This window comes from Gammaproteobacteria bacterium (assembly GCA_029880545.1).
Lineage (GTDB): Bacteria > Pseudomonadota > Gammaproteobacteria > Acidiferrobacterales > SZUA-150 > JAOUOD01.
Window position 1 is genome coordinate 49,506 of the sequence record JAOUOD010000013.1, and the last position, 26,229, is coordinate 75,734.

A 26,229-nucleotide genomic window follows, 5' to 3' on the forward strand; every position below is an offset into this window, starting at 1 on the left:
CTGGACCGGGCTTGTGTTATTTAAGCGATGCCTTGAGGAATGATTTCATTTCCGCCCAGGATGCCTTGTCTGCAGTTTCATTGTAAGCCAGCGGTATATTGAACTTCTTGCCAAGCTCGGTGGCGCCCGGGTTGGTAAACGCGTGTACCGCTCCTTCATACTGCTTGAATGTCATGTCAGCACCGGCGGCTTTCATTTCTTCCTTGAATGCCTCGATCTGCTCAGGCTTCACAAATGGGTCAGCCTGGCCATTGGCCACCAGGATACGGGACTTGATCGCGTTCTTTTGCGCCGGGCTGGCCGTACCGAGGCTGCCATGGAAGCTGACCACGGCGTCAAGGTCCACGCCCATGCGCGCCATCTCCAGGACGATACCGCCACCGAAACAATAGCCGATCGCGGCCATCTTGCCACCATCCGTGTAAACCTTGTCGGCCAGCAGCGTGTAAGCAGCCAGGAAACGCGCCTTGGCAGCCGGCATGTTCTTTTTCACGGCACCGGAAAATTCCCCGGCCTGCTTGGGATGATCGGCCTGCTTGCCGTCACCGTACATGTCCAGCGCCATGGCCGCGTACCCAAGACCCGCCAGCATATCGGCACGCTTGCGCGCGTAGTCGTTATGGCCCCACCACTCGTGCACCACCAACACGCCGGGACGCTTGCCCTTGACCGCGTCATCATAAGCCAGGTAGCCCTTGTACGATTGACCATCCACCTGGTAGGTCACTTCTTCACCGACGACCTTGGCCTGGGCCAGGCCCGACCACAGCACTGCTGCCAATAATATAGATAAGATCCGCATCACTCCGTCCTCACGTGTTTGCCTGTTATGGGTGTGTCGTTTGTACTGCACGGGACCAAACGGACAGCTAGTGTCGCGCCCGTGGACATTACAATCAAGGGCAGAATACAGCACGCGCACAAAGGGCATTACCGCCCGGCAATCCACCAACCTCGGTCACACGAGCTTCGGCTATAATTTACGCATTGCTCCTGACCGGGTGCGCCTTACCCGGCTTTTGGGCCCATGTTATGATGCGCCGACCAGAGGAGTTACTGTCACCCATGCCTTCGCCATCGGAATCCACCACTGAACACCAGGCCGATTTCGGCTGGCCGTACCTGCTGGGCATTGCCCGGCAATACCGCACCAAGCTCATCGGCGCCAACCTCATTGCCGTGCTGGCGGTAGTTACCCTGGTTCCCGTTCCCTTGCTAATGCCGCTGCTGGTGGATGAAGTCCTGCTCAACAAGCCCGGCGCGCTTGTCGCCTTCATGAATTCACTTAGCCCGGACAGCTGGCACGGACCCATACTATATATATGCGCAATACTGCTGCTGACCACGGTAATGCGACTGACGGCACTGGCGCTGGCCATCTGGCAAACCCGGCAGTTCACCATGATCGCCAAGGAAACGGTCTACCGCATACGCAAGGCACTGCTGCAACGCTTGCAGCGCATTTCCTTGTCGGAATACGAAACCCTGGGCTCCGGCACCGTTGCATCCTACTTTGTCACCGATCTGAATACCGTGGACGAATTTATCGGTGCATCCATCAGCAAGCTGATTATCAGCGCACTGTCACTGGTAGGGGTTAGCGCCATCCTGCTGTACATGCACTGGCAACTGGCGCTGTTTATCATCCTGATGAACCCGGTAGTGATTTATTTCACCGTGATAATGGGCAAGAAAGTCAAAACCCTCAAAAAGCGTGAGAACAGTGCATTTGAACTGTTCCAGCAATCCCTGGTGGAAACCCTGGACGCCATACTGCAGATACGTGCCGCCAACCGGGAAAAGCACTATCTCAACCGCGTCGGTGACTACGCGCGCAACATACGCAAGCATTCGGCATCATTCTCCTGGCGCTCCGACGCAGCCAACCGGTACTCCTTTGCCATATTCCTGGTCGGCTTCGACAGTTTTCGCGCCATCAGTATGTTAATGGTGGTGTTTTCCGACTTAACCATCGGCCAGATGATGGCAGTGTTCGGCTACCTGTGGTTCATGATGGGCCCGGTACAGGAAGTGTTGCATATTCAATACTCCTGGTTTGGCGCCAAGGCGGCCCTGGGGCGCATCAACAAGCTGTTGCAACTGCAGGAAGAGCCACAGTATTCGCACAAGACCAACCCCTTCGCCGATAAACCGACGGTAGGCGTACGACTGGAACATATCTGCTTTGCTTACGGCGACAAGGAACCGGTGCTGAAAGACATTTCACTGGAAGTAAAGGCTGGCGAAAAGATTGCCCTGGTCGGTGCCAGCGGTGGTGGCAAGTCCACGCTGGTGCAAGTGCTGCTGGGGTTGTACCCGGCACGATCCGGGCAACTGTATTTCGACGATGTACCGGTAACGGATATCGGCCTTGATGTTGTGCGTGACCATGTCGCCGTAGTTCTGCAGAAACCGGCCATGTTCAACGACAGCGTGCGCATGAACCTTGGCCTCGGCAAGGAAGAAACCGACGAACGCCTGTGGCAGGCACTGGATATTGCCCAGCTGAAAGAAACCATTGAAGCCATGCCGGAAGGACTGGACACCGTTATCGGGCAGCAAGGCATTCGCCTGTCCGGTGGCCAGGCACAACGACTGGCCATAGCACGCATGATACTGATGGACCCCAAGGTCATTATTCTTGACGAGGCCACCTCGGCACTGGATACGGAAACAGAGTCCCGGTTACACAAGGCGCTTGCCACGTTCCTGCAACAACGCACTACATTCATCATTGCCCATCGACTCAGCGCCGTCAGGCAGGCAGACCGCGTCTACGTGTTTGAGGATGGACACATCATCGAAGAAGGTTCGCATGATCAATTGATACAACAGGGTGACCTGTACAGCCGGTTATACGGCAACCAGCACTAAGCAAGCACGATTCGACTCGGCGAGATTTCCGGTAAATCATATTTATGCAGCCCGGCTTTTCAGATTCCCGGGCAGGCTGAAATACGAGGGAAGCTTGTAGCCACCTAAAGTTGCGGGAATTTAGTCGGCGCCTTCCTGATCCCGGTGCCAGTCCCACGCACAGTCCACGTGAGCGCGAACCGCGATCATGCCTTCGAGACCATCCTGCAACATCATCTCCAGTGGTATACGGCCACCGAGTCGTGGCTGAACCTGGCCGATCCAGAAGCCGGCCATTTGCGAGTTGCGCGGGTAGCTGGTGCGCAGTGCATCGGCGATACCAAGCAGGTGTTCGATACGCTCGTTGGTAGAATCAGACTCCGGCAGCGGCGTCGCGTCGTGGTATTGCTTCATGGCCCTGGGCTTGGTTTTTGGTGGCAGATCCAGAAGTACTATTTGCTGTGCCGGGGAAATGGCCCAGGAATCGAGCATATCCAGCACGATCTGGCCGAGCTGCAGGCGTTCTTCCGGGCTGAGACTGGCGATTTGCATGGGAAACAACAGGCACGCATTGAACAAGGTCGGCAAGAATAGCACAGGCCCAGGGAGGCCTGAAGAAGGTCTAACGCAGGGTTCGGCGCGGTTTGTGGGGGTATTGGCCAAATTTGGGCGGAAAATTTCAACAGTTTCGGTATAAATATGAAAATCAGGCATTGCGGTCGATGCCCGGTTTGGCCGAGAATCGCAGGTTCACAGCATTGTGTCTGCTGGCGAGGGCGGATGCAGAAATGACATATATCAGCACAAAACACGGTAACAGCAAAATTGAGGCCCCGGCGCTGCCGGCGCCCCCGCATTACAGCGATGAGACGCTGCGAAACCTGAAGCAACGGGCCAAAGACCTGCTCCGGGAGCAGGATGCCGTTCTGGTCGCACACTACTACACCGATGCCCTGCTGCAGGAGTTGGCCGAGGAAACCGGCGGCCTGGTCTCCGATTCGCTGGATATGGCCCGCTTCGGGCAGACACAGACCAATTCGACACTGGTGGTTGCCGGTGTCCGGTTCATGGGTGAAACCGCTAAAATCCTCAGCCCCGACAAGCGCGTTCTCATGCCGACCCTGGACGCCGAATGCTCACTGGACCTGGGTTGCCCGGCTGATGAATTCATTGCTTTTTGTGATCAACACCCGGATCGCACTGTCGTTGTCTACGCCAATACCAGCGCCAAGGTGAAAGCCCGGGCCGACTGGGTGGTGACATCCAGTATTGCGGTCAGCCTGGTAGAGCACTTGCATGCACGTGGCGAAAAGATTCTCTGGGCGCCTGACCAGCACCTGGGCAGCTACATACGCGACCTCACCGGTGCTGATATGCTGCTGTGGCACGGCAGCTGCGTCATCCACGAGGCCTTCAAGGCTGAGGCCATCAGCACACTGAAAAACCGGTACCCGGACGCAGCCGTGCTCGTGCACCCGGAATCACCGGAAAGCGTTGTTGCCCTGGCCGACGTCGTTGGCTCAACGTCGCAGCTTATCCAGGCAGCTCGCGATCTGCCCAACCCGGTTTGCATCGTCGCTACCGACAACGGCATTTTCTACAAGATGCAGCAGGCTGCGCCGAACAAGAAACTGATTGAAGCACCAACACGAGGCGATGGCGCCACCTGCGAATCCTGCGCCCACTGCCCGTGGATGGCCATGAACAGCCTCGAAAACCTGATCGAGGCACTGGAAACCGGCAAAAATGAAATTCACGTGGATGAATCGATTCGTACGAATGCGCTCAAATCCACGCAACGCATGATCGACTTTGGCAAAGGCCTGAGCACGACGAAGCTGGCGAAAACCGCCTGAAGCCTGGCCCGGATCACCGATCCCGCAGGCCTGCACCGCCGCAAGCAGAACCAACAAACCGGTGATAGGCAGCGCAACTGCCCCGGACTTTTCGCGCAACGCGCTTCCTTGTCGATACGCTGTACCAGCTCAAGGCTCGCGCTATTCGTTCTTCCAGTCAGGCCTGCTCATCAAACAAGTAACGTTCGCACCAGTTGGCGGCCAGTTCGGAAACCCTCTCCAGGGTGCCTGGCTCCTCGAACAAATGCGTGGCGCCGGGGACAATCTCGATTTTCTTGTCACACTCCAGCGCCGAATACGCATTCCTGTTGAATTCGATCACGGCCGCGTCATTGCTGCCGACAACCAGCAAGGTCGGCGCCTTCACTCTCGCCAACTCGTCGGCACTGACAAGATCAGGGCGACCACCCCGGGAAACTACGGCGTTGATATCTTCCGGAAGATGCGCTGCTGCTTTCAATGCAGCGGCAGCCCCGGTGCTGGCGCCGAAGTAAGCGATTTTCTTGTACCGGTATGCGGCCTTGTCCTTAAGCCAGTCAGTTACCTGGACCAGGCGATCGGTTAACAGTGAAATGTTGAACCGGTTTTCGTATACCTTGTCTTCCTCCAGCGTAAGCAAATCAAACAGCAAAGTGCCAAAACCGCGATCAACCAGTATGTCAGCTACATAATTATTGCGCCTGCTTAACCGACTGCTGCCGCTGCCGTGGGCAAATATCACGATGCCCGATGCCTCTTCCGGCATGGTCAGTATGCCTTTAAGAAATACCTCGCCCACCGGAATGGTGACATCGCTTTTCTGTAACACGCTCATACGCCATGCCTCCCTATTTATGCCCGCTCAAGGTCAAACCGCCTGAGTATGGCCACAACTTCTTCATCAGAAAGCTGATCGAATTCATCGTAGTAAGCGCCGACAGCGCCGAGATAAAACTTGTCCACGGACAATGCAACAACGTCGTCAACCTCCTGGCGCAACAGCGCCTCGGTATCGGCCGGTACCACGGGCACGGCAACGACTACTTTTTCGGCCTTTCGCGCCCACGCGTCCAGGATGGCTGCGCGCATGGTCAAGCCCGTGGCAATACCATCGTCGACAAGAATTGCCATCCTGCCTTCCAGTTCAGGTGCAGTTCGGCCAACCGAATAGACTTCCCGACGACGACGCGACTCTGCGCGCTCCTCGGTGACACGATGTTCCAGCCAGTGACTGTCAACTGATGCGACCTCGCGCTCATTACAAACGGTGTCACCATGCTCAGACACGGCACAGATGGCGTATTCCGGGCTGTAGGGATGACCGATCTTGCGGGGAATGATCAGGTCAAGCGGTACGTGCAGCGCACGAGCCACTTCGATACCCAGCGGCAGACCACCCCTGGGCAGAGGATAAACGACGGCATCGACCTGGCTGTATTTTTTCGCCAATGCCTCGGCCAGCAATCTACCCGCCTCAGTACGATCACGAAAATGCATAACTGCCTCCTGATCGACCTCACGGCAGTGTTATCCGTTCGGCTGAAATCCAAGACTTCCGGTAACAGCCGCCTTCACGAACCCGGGCGCACGACCCATGCAATGCAATAACTCGTTGCAGTTACAGACATAAGCGTCCGGCGCATGGCGATTACCATTAAAAAAACACCGGCCCTTCTCCAGATCCATGTAAAGCTGTCGGCACCGTCGTCGAATATCGGCGAGTTACGAAGCTCCGGGTCGGACACACCAGCATCAGGCAGGCTTCCAGCACACGCCATGGCAACCTCCCATCAGTAATCATATTAAGCAGTTTGGTAATATGACTGCCTTGATCCTGCTCAAGCTATTCGGCCTCACAGGACAAAGCTTGTTGACAGCCAGGCTGGAATACTCCTGATCCAAACATATTAGTATCTGCTGATTGTCGATAGATTGCGTTGACCGGAGTCAATGATCATCGTCGAGGATGTTATCGCCTCATGTGGATGAAAAACCGGCTGCAACCTGTTTCCGCCAGACGGCTGACCAGCCTCCAGGCGATGAATGTTGTTACCTTCTGTTGCAAAAAAAAAGCGGCCGTTGGCCGCTTTTTTGTTTCCTGTTCCAGGTGATCACCCAATCGTCTGGTAATACAAATTCTGTGGATGATTCGCCTGGGCAAAAAAGAACCAACGCTCGGCAAGCAGGCCAATATACTGAATGACGAATGCGCTATACAGCAGCACCGGCGAATGGCTGCTCATCCCGGAATACAACAACAGCAGCGGCACCGGAAATACCAATACCAGGAACACCCACTTGATCGAGCGGAACAACCACATTGGTGCACCATGAAAGAATTCGCGGGTATTGAACGAACCACCCATTGCACCCATGGATCGTTGGCTGATATGCGAATGACGCACACCAATTGCCGTGCGCATGGATGAGCGCTGCTTCAGGTGGGCATTTCGAATCAGCGATGCAGCACGGGTAGCCAGGGCGGAGACAGTAATTATCATTGCCCAGACACCGTAGAAATTAACAAGATCCGGCGCACCGTAGGTCGAGAATGCCGTGGCCAACACAAAACCGGAAGCTGTTCCCAGCAACAGGTAGTTGATCACCGTCAAGGAACTGTGCCATTCCTGTATGAACTTGATGCAGGCGTAAATCATGCCGGTACACAGGAACAGAGCAAACGTTGCCAAGGCAACAAAAGCGCCAACCACCAGGGTCAGGTCGCCGCGGACATTGGTCTGTATGCCAAACAGGCTCAGTTCCCAACCCAGGTGATGCAATACGCCATAGACAAACACACCGCCTATAACAATCGGCAATACGATAACCTCACGGGACAGCCATGATGTGCGCCAGCGTGCGGCGGCGCGCCACGCGCGTTCCGGGTGACCAAGATGAAAAAACGATGCCAACAGGCCGGTAACCAGCAATACAAATGCAACCAGGCTGCCAATGGTATAGAACAGGCTGTTCTGCGGAGGCAGCAGGTTGAGCACACTGTAGGACTCACCCGTATACAACGCCAGGAACAGGCCCTGGCCTGCACCGATAAGAGTGGTTAGGAAAACTACTGAAAAAGCCGGATGCATGGCGACTCCAATCTCTGTATTCGTTTGACCGGTTGTTACCAGCTGGTAACGTCGTCCAGTGTTGGCGCCTGGACCGGGCCTTCGGGACGATCGGTTTCCTTCTTGAGCGGATTGTCGGAACGCTCAAGTTCGTCTTCATGAATCGTGATGCGCATCTTGCGTCGCGGCAGGTAGTGGTTGGCCGGTTGCGTACCCCATTCTGGCTGCAACTGGTAACCACCCTCTTCGCGAATGGCAATGGACACTTCCGATTCCGGGTCATGTACGTCACCAAACAGGCGGGCGCTGGTCGGGCAGGCACGTACACATGCCGGTTTGCGCTCGGACTCGGGCAGGCTCATGTCGTAGATTCGATCCACGCACAGCGTACACTTCTTCATGACTTTCTGCTTTTCGTCCAGCTCGCGGGCGCCATACGGGCACGCCCACGAACAATATTTGCAACCAATGCACTTGTCATAATCAACAAGCACAATGCCGTCTTCTTCACGCTTGTAACTGGCACCGGTCGGGCAAACCGGTACACACGGCGGGTCTTCGCAATGCAGGCAACTCTTCGGGAAGTGCAGCGTTTCCGAGTGCGGGTAATCACCCACTTCGTAAGTCTGCACGCGATTAAAGAAGGTCCCTGTCGGATCTTCACCGTAGGGGTTCTGGTCCACCATAAACCCGGCTTCACCGGACGTATTCCATTCCTTGCAGCTGGTCACGCAGGCATGACAACCCACGCAAACATTCAGATCAATAACCAATGCCAACTGTGTCATGCTTATACCCCCTTGCGCTTGCCGGCAAAATATCCCAGCCAGGATTTCTTGTACTTCTCCTGGCCCGGCACGGCGTCAACGGTCTTGTATTGCGGGAAAGTTTCCTCCGGCTCGTCAGCACCAGCCTTGTACACGCGCACGCGCACGTCATACCACGCCGCCTGCCCGGTCACCGGGTCAGAGTTGGACAAGTGCTCGCCTTCAGGTGTTGACGGCAATTCTTCCGAGATCAGATGATTGAGCAGGAAGCCTTTCTTTGATTCGTTGGCATTGGGTTCAAGACCCCAGGCACCCGATGCCTTGCCAATGGCATTCCAGGTCCAGACAGTGCCCGGCTCAACGGCTTCGGAGAAGCGGCACATACAGCGCACCTTGCCCCACTGTGATTCCACCCAAACCCAGTCACCGTCTTCAAACCCTTCCCTGGCACCAAGCTGAGGGCTCATATAAAGATAGTTATGGGCATGGATCTGGCGCAGCCAGGCATTTTGCGAATCCCACGAGTGGTACATGGCCATCGGTCGCTGGGTTACTGCGGCCAAAGGATATTTCCGGGTATCAGTCAGCTGCACTTCCAGCGGCTCGTAGTAGAACGGCAGCGGGTCAAAATAGTTTTCCACGCGCTTGCGCAGGTGTTCCGGCGGCTGTTTGCCCTCGGTCTTGCCCTGCGCCGCCAGGCGGAACTGTTGCAGCACTTCCGAATAGATATGCGGCAGGATCGGTTCGGCATAGCGTGTCAGGCGATGCTTCTGCGCCCACTCAAGATAGCCCTGGTTCCAGTTGCGCATATACTGGTAGGACTTGGGAAGCTCGTAGTGGAATACGCAGTTGTTCTGTTCGTACATCTTCCACTGGTTCGGGTTCGGCTCGCCCATCATGAACTTTTCACCGCCCTTGCCACGCCAGCCGGCAAGGAAACCGATGCCGGAACCCGGCTCTGTTTCATAGTTGATAATAAAGTCCGGGTAATCCCGGTACTTGCGCTTGCCACTGCCATCAACAAATGCCGGCAGCTTAAGGCGTGAACCGATTTCAATCAGCACTTCCTGGAAAGGCTTGCAGTCACCGGTAGGTGGTACAACCGGGATACGCACTGAATCCACCGGTCCATCGAATTCGGAAATAGGCCGGTCGAGCATGGACATGACATCATGACGCTCAAGATACGTGGTATCCGGCAATACCAGGTCAGCAAACGCGACCATCTCTGACTGGAAGGCGTCACAAACGACAAGGAACGGGATCTTGAAATCACCGTTATCATCCTTGTCGTTGAGCATCTTGCGCACATCATCGGTATTCATGGATGAATTCCATGCCATATTGGCCATGAAAATCAGCAAGGTATCGATCCTGTAAGGATCGCCACGCCAGGCATTGGTAATAACGTTGTGCATCAGGCCGTGCACGGACAGCGGGTACTCCCAGGAGAAGGCCTTGTCAATGCGAATCGGCTTGCCGTCATCGTCAACAAACAGGTCATCCGGTTCCGCCGGCCAGCCCAGCGGCATACCACCCAGCGGGGTTTCCGGGTTTATGCCCTCTTCGCCACGCGGTGTCTTGGCGCACGGCGGAATCGGGCGCGGGAACGGCGCCTTGTGACGGAAACCACCCGGGCGATCAATTGTGCCGAGTATGGTCATTAATATGGACATGGCGCGGATGGTATGAAAACCGTTAGAGTGCGCAGCCAGGCCACGCATGGCATGGAATGCAACCGGGTTACCGGTAATTGTTTCATGATCCTTGCCCCAGACGTCGGTCCAGGCAATGGGCAACTCGATCTTGTGATCGCGCGCGGTAACGCCCATCTCGTGTGCCAGGCGCCGGATAGTGGCTGCGGGTATACCGGTAATGCCTTCCGCCCACTCGGGCGTGTATTCCTTCACGCGCTCAACCAGCAACTGGAATGATGGTTTAACCGGGGTGCCGTCGTCCAGCTTGAACGAGCCAAGCAGGCGCGGATCAACATCTTCACTGTGGGTCACCACGGCCTTGTTATTCAATCGATCCCACCACAACTTGTTTTGCGGATCAAAACAGCCCTCTTCCACCGGCACTTCGGCACGAACAAACATGCCGAACTCGGTGCTCGCCTCATCCATGTTCACCAGTTGCGCACCGTTGGTGTACTGGGTAAGGAATTCACGGTCATACAGACCTTGCTTGATAATTTCGTTGGTCAGCGCCAGGAACAAAGCACCGTCGGTACCGGGCTTGATCGGCACCCATTCATCGGCAATGGCCGAGTAACCGGTACGCACCGGGTTGACGGAAATGAACTTGCCACCATTGCGCTTGAACTTGCTCAGCGCCATTTTCATCGGGTTGGAGTGATGATCTTCAGCGGTGCCAATCATGACAAACAGCTTCGCACGCTCAAGGTCGGGGCCGCCAAATTCCCAGAACGAACCACCGATGGAGTAAATCATGCCAGCCGCCATGTTCACGGAACAGAAACCGCCGTGTGCAGCATAGTTGGGTGTGCCAAACTGCTTGGCAAACAGGCCGGTCAGTGCCTGCATCTGGTCACGACCGGTAAACAGGGCAAACTTCTTCGGATCCGTTTTGCGGATTTTTGCCAGGCGCTCTTCGAGCAGGCCAAACGCCTCGTCCCAGGAAATCTCTTCGAACTGGTTCTCTCCGCGCTCGGCACCGGCTTTGCGACGCAAGGGTTTGGTGATACGCGCCGGCGAGTATTGCTTCATGATGCCGGACGAACCCTTGGCGCAGATCACGCCCTTGTTCAGCGGGTGATCCGGGTTGCCCTCGATATAACGCACTTCACCATCACGCAGGACCACACGAATACCGCAGCGGCACGCACACATGTAGCAGGTGGTGTTCTTGATCTCGATCCGACCACCGGTCGGATCATTCTTATATAGAGTAGCGCTCATAAGTCGTACCTGTTCTTGGCCCGTCTCGGTGACCAGAAGCAACGGCAAGGTTGCTCCCCCGACGTCTTGCGAAGGGCCGGATTATTCAGAATCTGTCTAAAGACACAATTCACAATATTCAATGGCGCATTAGATTTTTCTAATATACGCCCTGAACGGCAGTACGGGCGAACCGATACTGCCTTATACAACAACTACTTATAATATTATGGCTGCAAAAAATGCGGGTAGCTGCAGCCTAAAAACACGGTTTCTCCGGGGCATTCTGGAAACGCGTTACTGCCTCGGTAATCTCCCTGGCAGCCGATTCCGCACCTTCCCAGCCCTCAACCTTAACCCATTTGTTGGGCTCCAGGTCCTTATAGTGCTCAAAAAAGTGTGAAATCTGTGCCAGCAGGCCAGCTGGCAAATCCTCAGGAGCCTTGGCAGAACGGTACATGGTGCACAACTTGTCGATAGGCACAGCCAGCAGTTTAGCATCCGGGCCGGCTTCATCGGTCATATTCAGCATACCCACCGGGCGGCACTGGATGACCGAGCCGGAAATCAGCGGGATGGGCGTAACCACCAGCACATCTACCGGGTCACCGTCTTCCGACAGGGTGTGGGGAATATAGCCGTAGTTGCACGGATAGTGCATGGCCGTGTTCATGAACCGATCCACGAACATGGCGCCAGTTTCCTTATCCACTTCGTATTTTACCGGGTCAGAATGTGCCGGGATTTCGATGATGACGTTTATTTCTTCCGGGAGCTTCTTGCCTGGCCCGACGCGATCAAGATTCATCTAAGTAGCCTCACAAACAATAGGTGCAACAAGCCAGAAGTGTATCATAATTTTCTAATATACTGCCTCCTCGGCACCATTTTTGTTCTGGTCCGGCCAGGAAGGCGAAAACCGATAGGTCAGTCGCGGATGGGCAATGCCACGTAGAACGTGCTGCCCAGTCCCTGCTGACTCTCAAAATATAACCGACCACCCATGGCCTCGACCAAGGACCGGGCGATGGTCAGCCCGAGGCCGCTACCACTGGTATGGCGACTGTCCGATCCATCGGCGCGGGCAAACTTGTCAAAAATGCGTTGACGGAATTCTTCCGGGACACCTTCGCCACGATCACTGACAGCAATTTCCACCTCATCACCCTTGCGTGTTACCGATATATGGACTTCCTCATTCGTTGGCGAATACTTGATGGCATTGGAGATCAGGTTGGACAAAACCTGGGCGAAACGTTCAGCATCCACGGAAACGGTAATGGCGTCCAGAGGCTGATCCAGCAACAGCTGGACATCATATTCGCGAGCATAGCCCTGGTTGGCGCCTGCAATAGATTCCAGCAGGGTCCGGAGATCGTGCGATTCCATATAGATACTGATCTTCCCGGCTTCCAGTTTCTGGATATCCAGCAAGTCGTTGATCAGCTTCAGCAGACGATCGCAGTTTTCATAGGCGATGGTGGTCAGCCCGCTCAGTTCCGGCGTCAACTCTCCGGCCACGCCGCCACGCATCAGGCCCAGGGAACCGCGTATGGACGTCAGCGGTGTGCGCAACTCATGACTGACTGTCGATACGAACTCAGTGCGAAGCCTCATCAGGCGACGCTGGTCAGTCACGTCTTCGGCGCTGCCGACAACACCGGTAATGGTGTCAGCTTCCAGCAATGGTGACTGGCTGTATACAATCTCCCTCACCTCGCCGGTACTGGTCACTATCCTGACATCCTGCTGACGTATCGTCTGTCCACGAAGCATGCTGCTGGCAAACAACTCTTCTGTTCGTGGCAGGTCCCGGGCGTCGATAATTTTTCTGAACTCCATGCCGATAATCTGTTCCGCAGGATACCCGGCCAGCAGAACACCGGCATCATTGACCAGCACAAACTTTCCCTGTCGATCGATTACGTAGATAGCATTGGACGCACTGGCCAATACCTTTTCCATGAACTCCTTGTTGGCAAGCAGTTCATCTTCAATCTTGCGTCGACTCAGAATCTCGCGCTCCAGGTCCCGGTTGACCCTGGACAGCCGCCTTGCTGATTCGTCCGATTGTTCCAGCAGCTTCCGGTTTTCTACCACCAGTTGCATGGATTCGATCAGGTTGGAATTGATCCGCTTTGCCGCACCCATGAGTATGATGAAAAACATCACGACCATGACCGCAGTATAAAGATGAGGTGTCGTCTGTTGCAGCACCAGCCAGATAATTAACGGCAGCAACAACGGTACGAGGTAGGCATGGTAGATCTTTAATACAGAAGACAACACCGGTATGGCGCCGGCAGCCATACCTGCCATCGCCACCATGACCACAATCTGGTGACCCAGGTGCTCGATAGGCAACATTACACTGCCGGCAAAGCCCCAACCGGCACCCGCGAGGGCGGCGCCAACGAGGAAATAGCTGGACCAGGTTTCATATTGAATAGTGGCTTTGTCGGTCTTTTGAAACCGGTACACCAGAATTGCGCGGATAATGGTCAAGGAACTCATGGCAGCAAACCAGCCATACACCAGCTCGTGACTGACAATGTTACGCAACATCAGCGTAATAACCAGGGCATTGACAACCGTCGCGATAAAACCAGGCACCGCCTGGTCATAAAGCATTTCCACCTGACTTGCCAGAATATCCCTCTCGCTGGAGAACTGCATAGAACCACCCACCACCTAATTCCTTATCCAAATTATAGTATCTGGAATACAAATTCCGGCGCTACTCCGGAACCCGGACTGTGACAAATGTTTACATCAATTGCCATGCCCGGCATGACCGGTTGATCAATGAAAGTCCCTGGAACGAGCCAGTAATTCGCCGATCAACCCGGAATAGTCATATAAACGACGCGCCAACACATGGATCACCCGACCCTCGCGCTGAATAACACCGTCTACCCGCATCAACCTTGAATCCAGCAACTCGCTGCGCTGCCGTTCGATCAGCTTGCGGTGAACAATGATGTTGCTGATACCGGTCTCGTCTTCCAGCGTAACAAAAATTACGCCCGTTGCCGTACCCGGTCGCTGCCTCGATATCACCAGCCCGGCAATACGTACCGGGTCATCATGACGACACCGCAACAAGTCCCGGGCACTGACAACATGCTGCTTCTGTAAACGGGCACGCAACAACGCCAGCGGATGACGATGCAGGCTCAGGCCCAGGCTGGCGTAATCGGCAACAATGTCCTCGGCTTCGGTTGGTCGTCTCAATAACGGCGAGGCTTCGGCCGGTGTCGAATCCTTCAACAAGACACTGGCCGGCATGATTCCGTCCGCCTGCCAGTAAGCCTTGTGCCGGTTGCCACTGAGGCTGCGCAAGGCATCAGCAGCGGCCAATGCATTCAGTTCCTTGCGATTCAAACCGGCATCGGCAACCAGCTGGTTAACACTGCTAATGCGCCTCTCCTGGCGCAGCGCAACCAGTGAACCTGCTGCTGTCGATGACAGGCCGCCAACCATGCATAAGCCCAGGCGTACGGCCGGCACACCCGCCGCTGTTTTTTCCAGCGTGCACAACCAGTCGCTGGTCAAAACATCGACCGGCCTGATCTCAACACCATGACGTTGCGCGTCCTGTATCAACTGTGCCGGTGCATAAAATCCCATGGGCTGACTGTTCAGCAATGCACAACAAAATGCGGCCGGTTCATGACGCTTGAGCCATGCTGACACGTATACCAGCAAGGCAAAACTCGCGGCATGGGATTCCGGGAAACCGTATTCGCCAAATCCCTGTATCTGGGCAAAGATCTGTCGGGCAAAATTCTCGCTGTAACCACGCGCAGCCATGCCATCAATCAATCGCTGCTCAAATACATCCAGGCCACCACGTCGACGCCATGCTGCCATGGACCGGCGTAAATGATCAGCCTCGCCCGGGCTGAAGCCGGCAGCGACCATGGCCAGCTTGATTACCTGCTCCTGGAAAATCGGCACACCGAGAGTACGCCTCAATACATCGCGCACGTCATCACTGGGATAACTTACCGCTTCCTTGCCCTGTCGCCGACGCAGGTACGGATGTACCATGTCGCCCTGTATCGGACCGGGACGCACAATCGCTACTTCAATAACAAGATCATAAAAACAGGCGGGCTTCAGACGGGGCAACATCGCCATCTGTGCACGCGACTCAATCTGGAACACGCCGACGGTATCGGCCTGCTGAATCATGGCGTAGACCCCCGGGTCTTCCGCCGGGATTGTCGCCATGGTCAGGCGACGACCATCAAAGCCATGGATTAGATCAAAGCACCGGCGGATCGCGGTCAACATGCCCAGCGCCAGGCAATCGATTTTCAGCAAGCCCAGGGCATCGATATCATCCTTGTCCCACTGGATGACAGTACGATCAGTCATGGCCGCATTTTCAATGGGCACCATGGTGGATAATTCATCTCGGGCAATGACAAAGCCGCCGACATGCTGCGACAAGTGTCGCGGAAAACCGAGCAATTCCGTTACCAGCAACATAATGCGCCTGATAACATCGCTGTCCGGGTCCAGCCCGGCTTCACGCAAGCGCTCCGCGGCAATGCACTTGCCATCCCACCACTTGATGGACTTGCTCAGGCGATCCAGCTGGTCCAGGCCAAGCCCCATGGCCTTGCCGACATCGCGTATGGCGCTCTTGGGTTTATAGCTGATAACCGCGGCCACCAACGCTGCCCGGTGGCGGCCATACTTATTATATAGATACTGGATCACCTCCTCGCGCCGGTCGTTCTCGAAATCGACATCAATATCCGGTGGCTCGTTGCGCTCCCTGGATATAAAACGCTCAAACAGCACTTCGATTCGTGCCGGGTCCACCTCGGTAATGCCGAGACAAAAACAGACTATGGAATTGGCCGCCGAGCCGCGACCCTGGCACAGGATCTTTTGGCGCCGGGCAAAACGGACAATGTCATAAACCGTCAGGAAGTACGGCTCGTATTGCAGTTCGGCGATTAACGCCAGCTCGTGCTCGATCAATCCACGCAACTTGTCATCCAGGGCGCCGGACCAGCGCCGCTGTGCGCCCTTGTACACCAGGTGTCGCAACCAGGACGTGGCGGAGAAATCGTCCGGCACAATCTCGCGCGGATACTCGTAACGCAACTCGTCGAGACTGAACCGGCATCGATCAGCAATAGCAATGCCCTGCCGCAACAACGACTCCGGGTACAGCTCGGCCAGGGTTTCACGCTGACGCAAGTGTCGTTCGCCGTTACCGTCAATGGCATGACCCAGTTCCGCTACCGGTGTATTCAGGCGAATGGCGGTTAATAGATTTTGCAGGCTGCGTCGGCCACGACGATGCATGAGTACATTGCCGCAGGCAGTCAGGGGGATGGAATATTGCCGTGATAGCTCAGCAGCCCGCTGCAACAAGGCGGCATCGTCACCACGACGCAATAACGATACACCCAGCCAGGCGCGGTCATTGAAGCGGTTCCGCAACTCACGGCAATGTTCGGCTGTCAGCCCGTCATCCACCATGGCAATCAACAGGCATGAACCGGCATGTTCGTACACATCCGTCATAACCAGTTGGTATTCGCCCTTGTCCGCACGGCGACGCGCCAGGGTGATGAGTTTTGACAGCTGGCCATAACCATGGCGATCCGGCGCCAGCAACACCAGCGTCGGACCATCCAGGGGTTTAAAGTGACTGCCAATAATTATCCGGGTCGGGTTATCACGGGCAGCAACATGGGCGCGCACAACGCCGGCCAGTGAACATTCATCGGTAATGGCCAGCGCCTTGTAACCCAGTGCCGATGCCTGTGCCACCAGTTCTTCCGGGTGGGATGCGCCACGCAGGAAACTGAAATTGGACAGGCAATAAAGTTCAGCATAATCGGGTACACGCGACATGACACAGTACTCAGCCAAAAATGCCGTGCAGGTACCACTGGTTGTCGCTGCGCAGATCACGATAAAGCCAGTAGCACTCGCCATCATGGTTGCAGCCGACATGGTAATCGCGCGCCACATCGTTCCCGTCCCACCAGCCACTTTCAATGCGCTCGGCTGCTGACAACAATAAGCGCCCATGAAACTGCGGCACACCATCATGCGTTGTTAATGGCAATGGCGATAGCAACAGCCACAACGGTCTTGCTGCTGATACTGCGGTATTGTCCAGGCGCCTGGTTGCCTGGCTGGCACAGGCATGTTCCGGTCGATGATCGGCCACGCAATGCAGCCGGTGCATGACATCAGCACCCAGTCGCGCCACCAGCCTGTCCACGAAACGTGGCCAGGCATCCACACTGGATGACTCGGCAAACATGTCTGTAGTCATGGCGCCCTGCTGCAGGAAGCTGTCGGCCTGCAGGATCAGTTCACGTACCGGCGCCGCCAGGTTGACGCGCTCAAGCCGCTCACGAAACAGCGCCAGCCATTGATCAGCCTGGCGCACCATGCGCAAGGAGGACAATTCCACGGATTGCTTCGGTGCGTCTTCTGACACCAGGATTAATACAAGTTGTTGCACCATGGCATCATGTGCAGTCAACACGCCCTGCAGTTCCAGCAACAGGCGTCGCAAACCAAATAACAAGGCCTGCACATCCACGGTTTCGGCAGGCAGTTCAAGTTCCGAGCAAAAGCGCGCAGCGGGTCGATACATTTTCCTGGGGTCCGGCGCCAGCCCGCGCAACCGGTCCAGCTGTTCCAGCCAGGACTTGCCAAAGCGACGCAACATGCCGTCACGCGGCAATACAAAACATTCGGCCAGGGTGCGTATACCCAGTCGCGCCAGTTTTTGTTTATGGCTTTCGGCAACGGGCAATTGCTGCACCGACAGCTTTCCCAGTACCGGCACAACGAAGCGGCGCTGCTCAAGAATCACCGGGTTGCCGGTCATGGCCAGCCACAAGGCTGCCAGTGGCGTCGGTGCCATGGCGCTGGTAACGCTGTAACCCAGCTCGTGGATTTCATGATGAATGGTGTTGCGCAGTGCAGGCAAGGAATGAAACAGGCGCTCGCTGCCGGCCACCTCGATAAATAATGTCGCCGGTAGCTCCAGGCTCAACTGTGAACTGTAGCGATAACAGAAATCGGCCAGCGCCTGAAGTTGCTTTTGTTCACGCGCTGCATCGTATGCCCAGGTTTGCAGATCGGCGCACATGGCCAGCGCCGTGGCAACACTGTGATCACGGCGCACACCTGCCTGCTGCGCCAGCCGGTTGCAATCGACAATAACCTGCCTGCCCTTGCGGGTCTCGTGGATTGCGGCCGCAATCCTGTTGGGCTGCGCCCGGGTGAATCCCTCGAGCGCCAGGTGCGGAAAGTGCAGTGCCAGCCAGATCATCAGCGTTATCCAGAACAACCGGGCGATATAGTGATAATAAAAATATGCAGTTCACCGGGAACACCGGCTTGGTCATTGATGCCAGCCATCGCCAATGGCCACGGCCGCGTGGCTCATGACTACCAGGCAAACCCGGTTTGCCGGATCGGCGGTTGATTACACACAGTTCCGTCGCCTGATCAACTCGTCCCTGTTATGCAGCGCATGGCCAACAATCAGCAGGTTGCCGTTGTTGTCCCTGACACGAAAATCCTTGCTGCCGTAGTCACGCTCGGCAAAGTCGCCAACAAATTCGATATTTCTTGACTGCCACTCTTCGTAAACGGCATCGGCATCTTCCACCCGGATAATACAAACACCGGTACCGGCAAACTCCTTGCGACCTTCGCCAAACTCAATCACCGCGTTGCCACGACTGACCACGCCATAGGCGGGATCCTGCCAGACAATATTGACGTTAAAGCCCAGCCTGTTCTCGTAGAACGCCGCTGTTTCAACAACACTGCTCACCGGCAATACAGGATTTGCCCCGATAAACTGTTTATTCATTTCATGCTCCCTGGTGAAAGAGTGATTTCGGTACAGCGGTTTTCAACATGCCCGCATAATGCGGGCCATTGCCCATCCGGGCATCGCCCAGCACAACCGGGGCCGGCAACCTGTTACCGCGACGCTTGATCAAATCAACAAGCATCTGCCTGTTGCTAAAACGCGCATGAATGCGCAATGCCGCCGGTGACGTGGAGCGACGCCAGGTCTCCGGTCGAAACACAAACAACAATGATTGTGATGCCTCGGCCGCCAGTTGCAGGCGGCGCAAGGCTTTGGGTTCATCCCCGTTCAGCCATAACAGTACAGCTCCGCAGGCATTACTGCGCAATGCCTGCTCGGCTGCCCACAACCCGTCGACCGCCTTTCGGGGATGAACCCGCCACACGTGCTCCAGCACACACCCGGCCTGCTGCAATGTCGGCGCATAAGGTATGTGCGGTGTATTGATCCACAACACCGGTCGCGCAGCAGCGGTGATGGCTGCCAGTGCCGGCAATACCAGGCTGACACTGCCCGCGCCCTGGTCGTGATACAGAATTTCGGTTAGCACGCCCAGCGGCCAGCCGCTGCCGGGCAATACACCGTCAAGCCGGGCGAAGCCCGTTGCCACCACTGCCTGCGCAGGGGCAACACTGCTGCCACGCCAGATATCGGCGCGCTGTAACACGGTATCGAGACTCATAAACGCTGACCATTACGCAACACGCCCACGGCCAGGCCTTCGATGGCAAACTCGTCACGACGCAAGTCCACCTCGATGGGATCAAACCCGTCATTCTCCGGCAACAGTGTCACCTTGCTGCCACGACGCCGGTAACGCTTGACCGTTACCTCGTCATTGATGCGCGCCACCACCACTTCACCACTGCGCGCCTCGGGCGTGCGATGCACCACCAGCAGATCATTATTGAGAATGCCAATATCGCGCATGCTCATGCCGCGCACCCGCAACAGGTAGTGGGCACGCGGTGAAAACAATGCCGGGTCCAGATGGTAATGATCCTCGATATTCTGCTCGGCCAGGATCGGCGCGCCGGCGGCCACGCGACCCACCACCGGCAAACCGGCCACCTCGTTTAACAGGCGAATACCACGCGAGGTGCCGGGCGCAATCTCGATAGCACCCTTTTTTTCCAGTGCCCGCAGGTGGGACTCGGCCGCGTTGGGCGAACTGAATCCCAGCGCCTCGCAAATATCGGCACGCGTCGGCGGATGGCCGTATTCGTCCAGGTAGCGGCGAATCAGGTCGAGGATTTCCTGTTGGCGATCGGTCAGTTTCACGGTAGCTATATATCCATACAGTAGTACTGTAAGTATATACAGCTGCCCGGTGATGGCAAGCCCGATCAATAAATGCTTGAATTGGCACCGGGTTTTTCATCGCCCAGGGAATTCAACTGCAAGGGAGTAACATGTGACCGCATTGACCGAAGGCATTCACCACCTGGGACTGACCGTGCCCGACGTGGAACAAACGGCGACGTTTTTCACCGGCACACTGGGCTTTACCGAGCTGCGTCGACGCCCGGACTACCCGGCCATTTTTATCAGCGACGGCAGCATTATGCTGACCCTGTGGCAGGCACAGGACAATGCGCCAACGATTCCCTTTGATCGCAGGCACAACGTCGGCCTGCATCACTTCGCGCTCAAGGTCGCCAGCCTGGACAGGCTGCAGGAAATACACGCATTACTGAAACAACATACCGACGCCAACATTGAATTTGCGCCAGAGCTGCTACGCGAAGGCCCGGCACAACACATGATGTGTGTCATACCGGGTGGTATACGACTGGAATTTATCTGGCCCGGACAATAACAGCAGGAGGAAGCATGGCCGACAAAACCATTAACGGCAGTTGTTTATGTGGCAACGTACGCTATCAATATAAAGGGGAACCGTTGGCATTCCAGTATTGTCATTGTTCACGCTGCCGGAAGTTTACCGGCTCGGCACATGCCGCCAATATCATCATCAAGCCGGATCAATTCGAATGGCTAAGTGGTGAAGACCAGGTTGGTCGCTATGAACTTCCGGATGCCAAACACTTCGCCACCGGCTTCTGCAAGACATGTGGCTCATCGACACCGTGGATCAACAAAAGCGGTCGCGCCCTGATTATCCCGGCCGGCACGCTCGACGATGACCCCGGAACCCGGCCGGTGCAGAACATATTCTTCGGTAGTCGCGCGCCCTGGTATGTGGATGCCAGTGAATTGATGAAATGGTATGAGCTGCCGGAGAACAAATATTACATCTCGCCACACTAATTAATACCCGTTGTCGAAATCGACAACATAGCTGGCGCGGGCAGGATAATTCATTTTCAGTTTCGCACCTTCACTCTTTACGCCCGATAACTTTCGGGTCTTTGCAATCATCTTCATTGGTGATTTCGTTGATTTAAATCAACGTAACTTGCTATAAAATATTTGTTCAATAGGACTCTGCCGGGCGTTTCTAATATCAGCATATTATAATATAAACATTGGCTACCTGGCAGGAATACTAGCCGCGATGCCATGGGTTGACGCGTTTATAGAGGGTCATGTATATGCATAGATTCTTTATATTGATGATGTTATTAGTATTGCCAGGTTGTGTTACGCAAACCGAGAAAATCGGCGATCAACACCTTGAGGAAATCAAGAGGACGAAAATTGCTGTTTCGTTTTACGATTCAAAAAAGATTTTCCGGCGTATAAATAGTGTCCCATCCCCCTTCTCTCTCACGCCATTTTACGACACCAGTTATGAATCCAGCTGGGTGACCAGCAGCAAGGATATTACCGCCATGCATACTGCGTCGCTTTCCGGGTACGGTCTCGATGTTGTATCAATACATGATGTTTTTGACGCAGAACAAATGGCCACGTTCCTGGATACAGAAAAGAAACTATATGACTATTTTTACCAGGTTTCCTATCTCAATGAATCATGCGAGGTTAACCAGTCATGCTGGTCGACCTATGACAATTCCAAACCGGTGGAACTGGATCCGGGCAGCCGGCAGGCCTTGCTGTCGAAGGATATTAAATTCCTGGTCTGGATAACATGGATTCATCCTCAAATAGTGACCTGGGGAGGATATTCAAGATTCGAACTCGTATATTACATATTGATATATGATATTGAATCCAACAAGAGAATATGGAAAACAAGAATTGGCACTGCGGAGGAACCTGGTATTGAAGCTGACCAATATATCAAACATATCAAAGATGACAATTTTTCCGGACTTCGATTACAGCTCGAGAAAAGCTTTCGATCAAGATACGCATATTGTTCACAAGAAGATCCGGATGGGCGCTGGCCATGGAACAAACTGCCGTGCATTGGCAAGATGATGGGAATTATAGACAAATAGGAATTCTGCGATCACGATGCGGATTCGTTTTCAACACAACAGCGGACAGTATCAGAGCGACTAAAAACAACAGCGCTTAGCAGAATTACAATAGAGCCTGACCCATTTGGTTATTTCGGTTTGATGAGATATGCGCAAATTCAATCGCCTAACAAAGTCTGCACTTTTGCTCTTCCTGGCACTTGCTGCCACAGGATGCCGGCATTCATATGATCGGCTGGATGCAGCAAGCGAATTCCGGAATCATGGATCAAACTACAGCAAAAAACACCAATTCAATAATATCTCACTCAAGTTCGATAACTCCTGGAACGAAATCGGAACCACCGTATTAGTCGATACAACAGTGGTAATCAACGAAGTCACGAGCAAACTGGCGGATTCAGTCAAAATAATTACTCGTGACAAAATTGTCCCTGGCGTGAAGAACACACTAGTGAAATACAGCAACAAGTACGGTATAAAAATCAGCGATTCCGAAACAACATCAGGAAACGATTTCCTTGTCTTGTCTCTGGAAGAAATTTACCTGGGACGCAATAATTCTGTGCGAAACGAGTTATATACAGATTGCAAATATACGGTAAGGTACAAAATCAAGTCCTCCCTTATGAGCAATAACGACATGGTTCACCAGTATACTTCCTGGTATCCTGTATTGCATGCCTGCATGTCTCCATAAAAAACCATTTCATCATTTCAGAAAGACATTCGATTCGAAGTTGACGATAGTATATACAAAACTCTTCATTGGCTTATCGATGATATTTTTCTTATTTGGCACCCGCACAAAATTCCAACCGGCAAGCCACGATGTCGTAACACCGGCGAACTATGGCTCCCGGATCATGCGCTCAGGCCGACACATGGTGACGGGCTTGTCTATCGCTCCGATACGCCAGCACCTCGTCTCCAGTGGGAATCTCTCGAACAAATGCTGGAAAGAACCGGCAGTACCGGCATTGCCGGACAAATCAGCAATGTCGCCTACGATTTCAAGCTTTACCGTGAATGGTGCGAGCCTTGTTCAAACCGTGCGAAGAAATGCTATGCGGAAAAACTGGTAGAGACCGATGGGCTCAATGACCCGTATATCCTGCTCGATACACAGCTTGGTTACTGCAACAGTTATTTCTGGACGGTGAGGGCAAGGTTTCAGTATGGTGAAATGACTCGGGTTACGGAGTGGGCGGGTAACTACGATTTTAATAACAAGTGGTTCGACCAGGGCGATATTTATCACTTGTTCGAAGACGGTTCACCGGCGCCAGTTTACAGAAGACTGGGGAAACCCCTGCCGAAACCCCTGCTTATGATACTGTTCACCCCAAAAGAACCATGGAGTGAAGTCTGTACCATTCAGTCCACTATTGATTACCCTGAATTGTTCAAAAACTACTACGTGTTTCCCGGCTCTGATAAGATTGGGGTTACCGGTAAACGCGTTCAACAGACCCATGCGTCATTGGGTCATTTAATACAATTAGATTATCTTGAATTCCAGCATTGCATGCACCACGACAAGGAGTTGTGCACTGATCCGGAGGAAATGGACAAGTCCAGGATACGGTTCACAAAATGCATCAAACACAATATCCTGGAATCTCTTCCGGGTGCGGTCTTGCTGGATGGAAGAATACTTCCTGGCTGGCCGCCAGTCTCCAACAACACTCACACCGGTGTTTCAGATTACATTATTTCCATGCGAGTCAAAGTATTACTCGACAACGATATAAATAACCCAATGCCCGGTAGTTGCGTTACTGTCGGCCCACAATTCGATATACACAAACCAGCCTCAGCAGTGGTTCATGCCGAAATCTTGCGAACATCTGACCAGGAAAGGGTGGGAGTCCTGGAAGCCAATTCTTTCGCCCTGAACAAACACGTTATCGCTTTTCCGCTGCCCCTTGTTATTCCCGTTGACCTGAGTGCTCTCACTTTATCAGACCGCGCTTGCGCGGCATTCGGCAAAAGCATTGGCAGTTTTTTGGCCGGAAAAGGCAATGACTATATTCAAGCACGATGAAGTAATACTGACACAAAACCTGGCTCGAGAATCAAACACTGTCATCGCCCGTTCCACAGCTGTCTTGCTCGCATGCGATCCATGCCCGGTCAACCGACACGGTCCAACTCGACTAAAGACAATGGTGAGCAGGCCAAGCTCACTCTGGTCTGACCCTTTTTGTTTACTTTAGGTTTTTGGTAATTCGTCCGCCGACGAGCCAGTCCGACCAGATCCTTACGGCCCACCGACCCCGGTTGATAGCCTCATCGCTGCAACGAAGGCAGGCTGCCTATACAGGCCCTGATTGCATCAGCTATCCGGTCCCGATCAGCATCACCGGGGACCATCACAGACAGATACTTTCCTGGTACGCACGATGGGCTATTGAATGGAATAGTCATTTTATCCAGGACATCATCGTTACGCTGGTCTTTCGCATTTTGTGGTGGCGACGCATTCCGGGCAAATGGCCTGAGAAAATGCCCATGCTCATGCTCCTTCCTGAATGCTTTCATGGCGATCCGAATCTGCTCCTGTATTTCCTTTGCCACGATTGCTCTTCGTTCAAGAATTTCACGTTCATACCTGGCATCAATCGCCCGGTCATAAAAATATACCCGAAGCGCATGAAATTCATGCTCGTCGGAGAAATGGTGCCCTGAAACACTGAATTGTTCTTCCTGGTCGACAAAATCATCCCGAGTGCTGATGCTGTGTACCGCCGAGGCGATGTCGCCAGTCTCATCCGCAGATTGATCAAAAGGATCATGCTCGATGTCCTGAACATCAAAAGCCCCTGGTGTTTCGACACTATGCCTGTCCAGCACAAGCTCGGCTACCCGATCAGCAAACCTGTCAAGCTGAACACCAATCGCATCAATACTGATTGCACCATTCGCGGATGAAAGAATGAATTCCAGTTCAAACCTGTCATTGATGGAAGCCGCGCAATCACGGGAACAAAGAGTGATACGCGCCGGCGCAAAGCATCCCTTTTCAATCTGCTGATCGATCAATATCCGGGTTTGCTCGGCGCTCCTGCCATATAGACGCCATCCTTTTCCAGGGCTGTATTCAAATTTATGCGCATACTCGGGTTCAGCATAGTCAAGATCATCCAGGCACAAACTCCCGGAACGGCGAAATTCATCGACTATCTGATTTATCCACGGAACCGAAGGACCCAGGTTGCGCCGATAGGCACTCTCCTCCTCCGTGAAAAAACTGTCGTCGTCGACGATATGGCTGATGTTGCTAATGATCGAAAATCGGTAATAACGTGATTCATAGCTGAATCCTGGTGCACCACTCATGGTTGACTTCCAATTGAAGCATTAAAAGGATATGGATCAAAAGAATCAGACCCTACTGAACTCTTTTTGTTTTATTTTGATTCCCGGTACCGAACCCGGCACACTATTCAAGGCCCCGCCACATCATGCTCCCGGTCTTCAAAGCTGCAGCCATGCTCATGAATATGACCGGGATAACGCGCCTTGAAGGATTCGCATAACTCCTGTCGGCTCAGCCAGGTGCCTTGCTCTGACAGGC

General features: G+C 54.2%; 22 protein-coding genes. 7 read left to right on the top strand and 15 right to left on the bottom strand.

Translation table 11 applies throughout. The annotated features are described in order from the left end of the window. Positions 1-16: 16 nt before the first annotated feature. Complete coding sequence (locus OEZ10_13380; GenBank protein ID MDH5633965.1) at positions 17-802, bottom strand: dienelactone hydrolase family protein; 786 nt, start codon at positions 800-802, stop codon at positions 17-19. A 263-nt stretch (positions 803-1,065) separates the two neighbouring features. Between OEZ10_13380 and OEZ10_13385 the strand changes: the two genes are divergently transcribed. Next, entirely contained in the window at positions 1,066-2,874 is a 1,809-nt protein-coding gene (locus tag OEZ10_13385; protein MDH5633966.1) for an ABC transporter ATP-binding protein/permease, read from the top strand. Positions 2,875-2,994: 120 nt separating this feature from the next. Here OEZ10_13385 and OEZ10_13390 read toward each other — a convergent pair whose 3' ends face one another. Beyond that, positions 2,995-3,405, bottom strand: a complete 411-nt coding sequence (locus tag OEZ10_13390) for a hypothetical protein (protein MDH5633967.1) — start codon at positions 3,403-3,405, stop codon at positions 2,995-2,997. Positions 3,406-3,641: 236 nt separating this feature from the next. Here OEZ10_13390 and nadA point away from each other — a divergent pair, with 236 nt between their 5' ends. Continuing rightward, on the top strand, positions 3,642-4,709 hold the full coding sequence (nadA, locus tag OEZ10_13395) for a quinolinate synthase NadA (protein MDH5633968.1): 1,068 nt from the start codon (positions 3,642-3,644) through the stop codon (positions 4,707-4,709). A 157-nt stretch (positions 4,710-4,866) separates the two neighbouring features. On the opposite strand, the gene OEZ10_13400 is transcribed toward nadA, so the two are convergent. From OEZ10_13400 to lexA, 12 genes are all read right to left on the bottom strand, one after another. Next, the gene (locus OEZ10_13400) at positions 4,867-5,523 is read right to left on the bottom strand and encodes an alpha/beta fold hydrolase (protein MDH5633969.1); all 657 of its coding nucleotides are present in this window, start codon (positions 5,521-5,523) and stop codon (positions 4,867-4,869) included. Between the two features lie 17 nt (positions 5,524-5,540). After that, positions 5,541-6,185 (bottom strand): phosphoribosyltransferase family protein, encoded by a 645-nt coding sequence (locus tag OEZ10_13405; protein ID MDH5633970.1) that lies wholly within the window; start codon positions 6,183-6,185, stop codon positions 5,541-5,543. Positions 6,186-6,799: 614 nt separating this feature from the next. Then, positions 6,800-7,777: a dimethyl sulfoxide reductase anchor subunit gene (locus OEZ10_13410; protein ID MDH5633971.1), complete on the bottom strand. Its 978-nt coding sequence runs from the start codon at positions 7,775-7,777 to the stop codon at positions 6,800-6,802. 35 nt (positions 7,778-7,812) lie between these two features. Then, a complete protein-coding gene (locus OEZ10_13415) occupies positions 7,813-8,544 on the bottom strand; it encodes a 4Fe-4S dicluster domain-containing protein (protein ID MDH5633972.1) in 732 nt (243 codons plus the stop codon). 2 nt (positions 8,545-8,546) lie between these two features. Beyond that, the gene (locus tag OEZ10_13420; GenBank protein ID MDH5633973.1) at positions 8,547-11,444 is read right to left on the bottom strand and encodes a molybdopterin oxidoreductase family protein; all 2,898 of its coding nucleotides are present in this window, start codon (positions 11,442-11,444) and stop codon (positions 8,547-8,549) included. Positions 11,445-11,682: 238 nt separating this feature from the next. Next, positions 11,683-12,231, bottom strand: a complete 549-nt coding sequence (ppa, locus tag OEZ10_13425) for an inorganic diphosphatase (protein ID MDH5633974.1) — start codon at positions 12,229-12,231, stop codon at positions 11,683-11,685. A gap of 119 nt (positions 12,232-12,350) precedes the next feature. Further along, positions 12,351-14,111 carry an ATP-binding protein gene (locus OEZ10_13430; GenBank protein MDH5633975.1) on the bottom strand — a complete coding sequence of 587 codons (1,761 nt, stop codon included), beginning with the start codon at positions 14,109-14,111 and terminating at the stop codon, positions 12,351-12,353. Between the two features lie 114 nt (positions 14,112-14,225). After that, positions 14,226-17,324 carry an error-prone DNA polymerase gene (locus OEZ10_13435; protein ID MDH5633976.1) on the bottom strand — a complete coding sequence of 1,033 codons (3,099 nt, stop codon included), beginning with the start codon at positions 17,322-17,324 and terminating at the stop codon, positions 14,226-14,228. Further along, positions 17,317-18,747: a DNA polymerase Y family protein gene (locus OEZ10_13440; protein ID MDH5633977.1), complete on the bottom strand. Its 1,431-nt coding sequence runs from the start codon at positions 18,745-18,747 to the stop codon at positions 17,317-17,319. Before OEZ10_13440 ends, OEZ10_13435 begins: the two co-directional genes overlap by 8 nt. 156 nt (positions 18,748-18,903) lie before the next feature. After that, positions 18,904-19,296 (bottom strand): hypothetical protein, encoded by a 393-nt coding sequence (locus tag OEZ10_13445; GenBank protein ID MDH5633978.1) that lies wholly within the window; start codon positions 19,294-19,296, stop codon positions 18,904-18,906. A 1-nt stretch (position 19,297) separates the two neighbouring features. Then, positions 19,298-19,981 carry a translesion DNA synthesis-associated protein ImuA gene (imuA, locus tag OEZ10_13450; GenBank protein ID MDH5633979.1) on the bottom strand — a complete coding sequence of 228 codons (684 nt, stop codon included), beginning with the start codon at positions 19,979-19,981 and terminating at the stop codon, positions 19,298-19,300. Next, positions 19,978-20,580, bottom strand: coding sequence for a transcriptional repressor LexA (gene lexA / locus OEZ10_13455; GenBank protein ID MDH5633980.1), 603 nt, complete (start codon positions 20,578-20,580; stop codon positions 19,978-19,980). The genes imuA and lexA overlap by 4 nt, the downstream gene beginning before the upstream one ends. Before the next feature lie 133 nt (positions 20,581-20,713). Between lexA and OEZ10_13460 the strand changes: the two genes are divergently transcribed. The 5 genes from OEZ10_13460 to OEZ10_13480 all read left to right on the top strand — a co-directional run bounded on the left by OEZ10_13460 (position 20,714) and on the right by OEZ10_13480 (position 24,696). Next, positions 20,714-21,118 carry a VOC family protein gene (locus OEZ10_13460; protein ID MDH5633981.1) on the top strand — a complete coding sequence of 135 codons (405 nt, stop codon included), beginning with the start codon at positions 20,714-20,716 and terminating at the stop codon, positions 21,116-21,118. A 14-nt stretch (positions 21,119-21,132) separates the two neighbouring features. Then, complete coding sequence (locus tag OEZ10_13465; GenBank protein ID MDH5633982.1) at positions 21,133-21,570, top strand: GFA family protein; 438 nt, start codon at positions 21,133-21,135, stop codon at positions 21,568-21,570. A 305-nt stretch (positions 21,571-21,875) separates the two neighbouring features. Beyond that, positions 21,876-22,667, top strand: coding sequence for a hypothetical protein (locus OEZ10_13470; GenBank protein MDH5633983.1), 792 nt, complete (start codon positions 21,876-21,878; stop codon positions 22,665-22,667). 130 nt (positions 22,668-22,797) lie between these two features. Continuing rightward, complete coding sequence (locus OEZ10_13475; protein MDH5633984.1) at positions 22,798-23,349, top strand: hypothetical protein; 552 nt, start codon at positions 22,798-22,800, stop codon at positions 23,347-23,349. A 252-nt stretch (positions 23,350-23,601) separates the two neighbouring features. Then, entirely contained in the window at positions 23,602-24,696 is a 1,095-nt protein-coding gene (locus OEZ10_13480; GenBank protein MDH5633985.1) for a hypothetical protein, read from the top strand. Between the two features lie 245 nt (positions 24,697-24,941). On the opposite strand, the gene OEZ10_13485 is transcribed toward OEZ10_13480, so the two are convergent. Beyond that, positions 24,942-25,991 (bottom strand): hypothetical protein, encoded by a 1,050-nt coding sequence (locus tag OEZ10_13485; GenBank protein MDH5633986.1) that lies wholly within the window; start codon positions 25,989-25,991, stop codon positions 24,942-24,944. Between the last annotated feature and the right edge of the window lie 238 nt (positions 25,992-26,229).

Coding starts and splice junctions, on each gene's coding strand:
- OEZ10_13400 (MDH5633969.1), bottom strand. CDS start 5,523: ATGAGCGTGTTACAGAAAAGCGATGTCACCATTCCGGTGGGCGAGGTA.
- OEZ10_13405 (MDH5633970.1), bottom strand. CDS start 6,185: ATGCATTTTCGTGATCGTACTGAGGCGGGTAGATTGCTGGCCGAGGCA.
- OEZ10_13440 (MDH5633977.1), bottom strand. CDS start 18,747: ATGATCTGGCTGGCACTGCACTTTCCGCACCTGGCGCTCGAGGGATTC.
- ppa (MDH5633974.1), bottom strand. CDS start 12,231: ATGAATCTTGATCGCGTCGGGCCAGGCAAGAAGCTCCCGGAAGAAATA.
- OEZ10_13385 (MDH5633966.1), top strand. CDS start 1,066: ATGCCTTCGCCATCGGAATCCACCACTGAACACCAGGCCGATTTCGGC.
- imuA (MDH5633979.1), bottom strand. CDS start 19,981: ATGAGTCTCGATACCGTGTTACAGCGCGCCGATATCTGGCGTGGCAGC.
- OEZ10_13470 (MDH5633983.1), top strand. CDS start 21,876: ATGATGTTATTAGTATTGCCAGGTTGTGTTACGCAAACCGAGAAAATC.
- nadA (MDH5633968.1), top strand. CDS start 3,642: ATGACATATATCAGCACAAAACACGGTAACAGCAAAATTGAGGCCCCG.
- OEZ10_13390 (MDH5633967.1), bottom strand. CDS start 3,405: ATGCAAATCGCCAGTCTCAGCCCGGAAGAACGCCTGCAGCTCGGCCAG.
- OEZ10_13380 (MDH5633965.1), bottom strand. CDS start 802: ATGCGGATCTTATCTATATTATTGGCAGCAGTGCTGTGGTCGGGCCTG.
- OEZ10_13485 (MDH5633986.1), bottom strand. CDS start 25,991: ATGAGTGGTGCACCAGGATTCAGCTATGAATCACGTTATTACCGATTT.
- OEZ10_13445 (MDH5633978.1), bottom strand. CDS start 19,296: ATGAATAAACAGTTTATCGGGGCAAATCCTGTATTGCCGGTGAGCAGT.
- OEZ10_13480 (MDH5633985.1), top strand. CDS start 23,602: ATGCTGGAAAGAACCGGCAGTACCGGCATTGCCGGACAAATCAGCAAT.
- OEZ10_13420 (MDH5633973.1), bottom strand. CDS start 11,444: ATGAGCGCTACTCTATATAAGAATGATCCGACCGGTGGTCGGATCGAG.
- OEZ10_13415 (MDH5633972.1), bottom strand. CDS start 8,544: ATGACACAGTTGGCATTGGTTATTGATCTGAATGTTTGCGTGGGTTGT.
- OEZ10_13475 (MDH5633984.1), top strand. CDS start 22,798: ATGCGCAAATTCAATCGCCTAACAAAGTCTGCACTTTTGCTCTTCCTG.
- OEZ10_13465 (MDH5633982.1), top strand. CDS start 21,133: ATGGCCGACAAAACCATTAACGGCAGTTGTTTATGTGGCAACGTACGC.
- OEZ10_13410 (MDH5633971.1), bottom strand. CDS start 7,777: ATGCATCCGGCTTTTTCAGTAGTTTTCCTAACCACTCTTATCGGTGCA.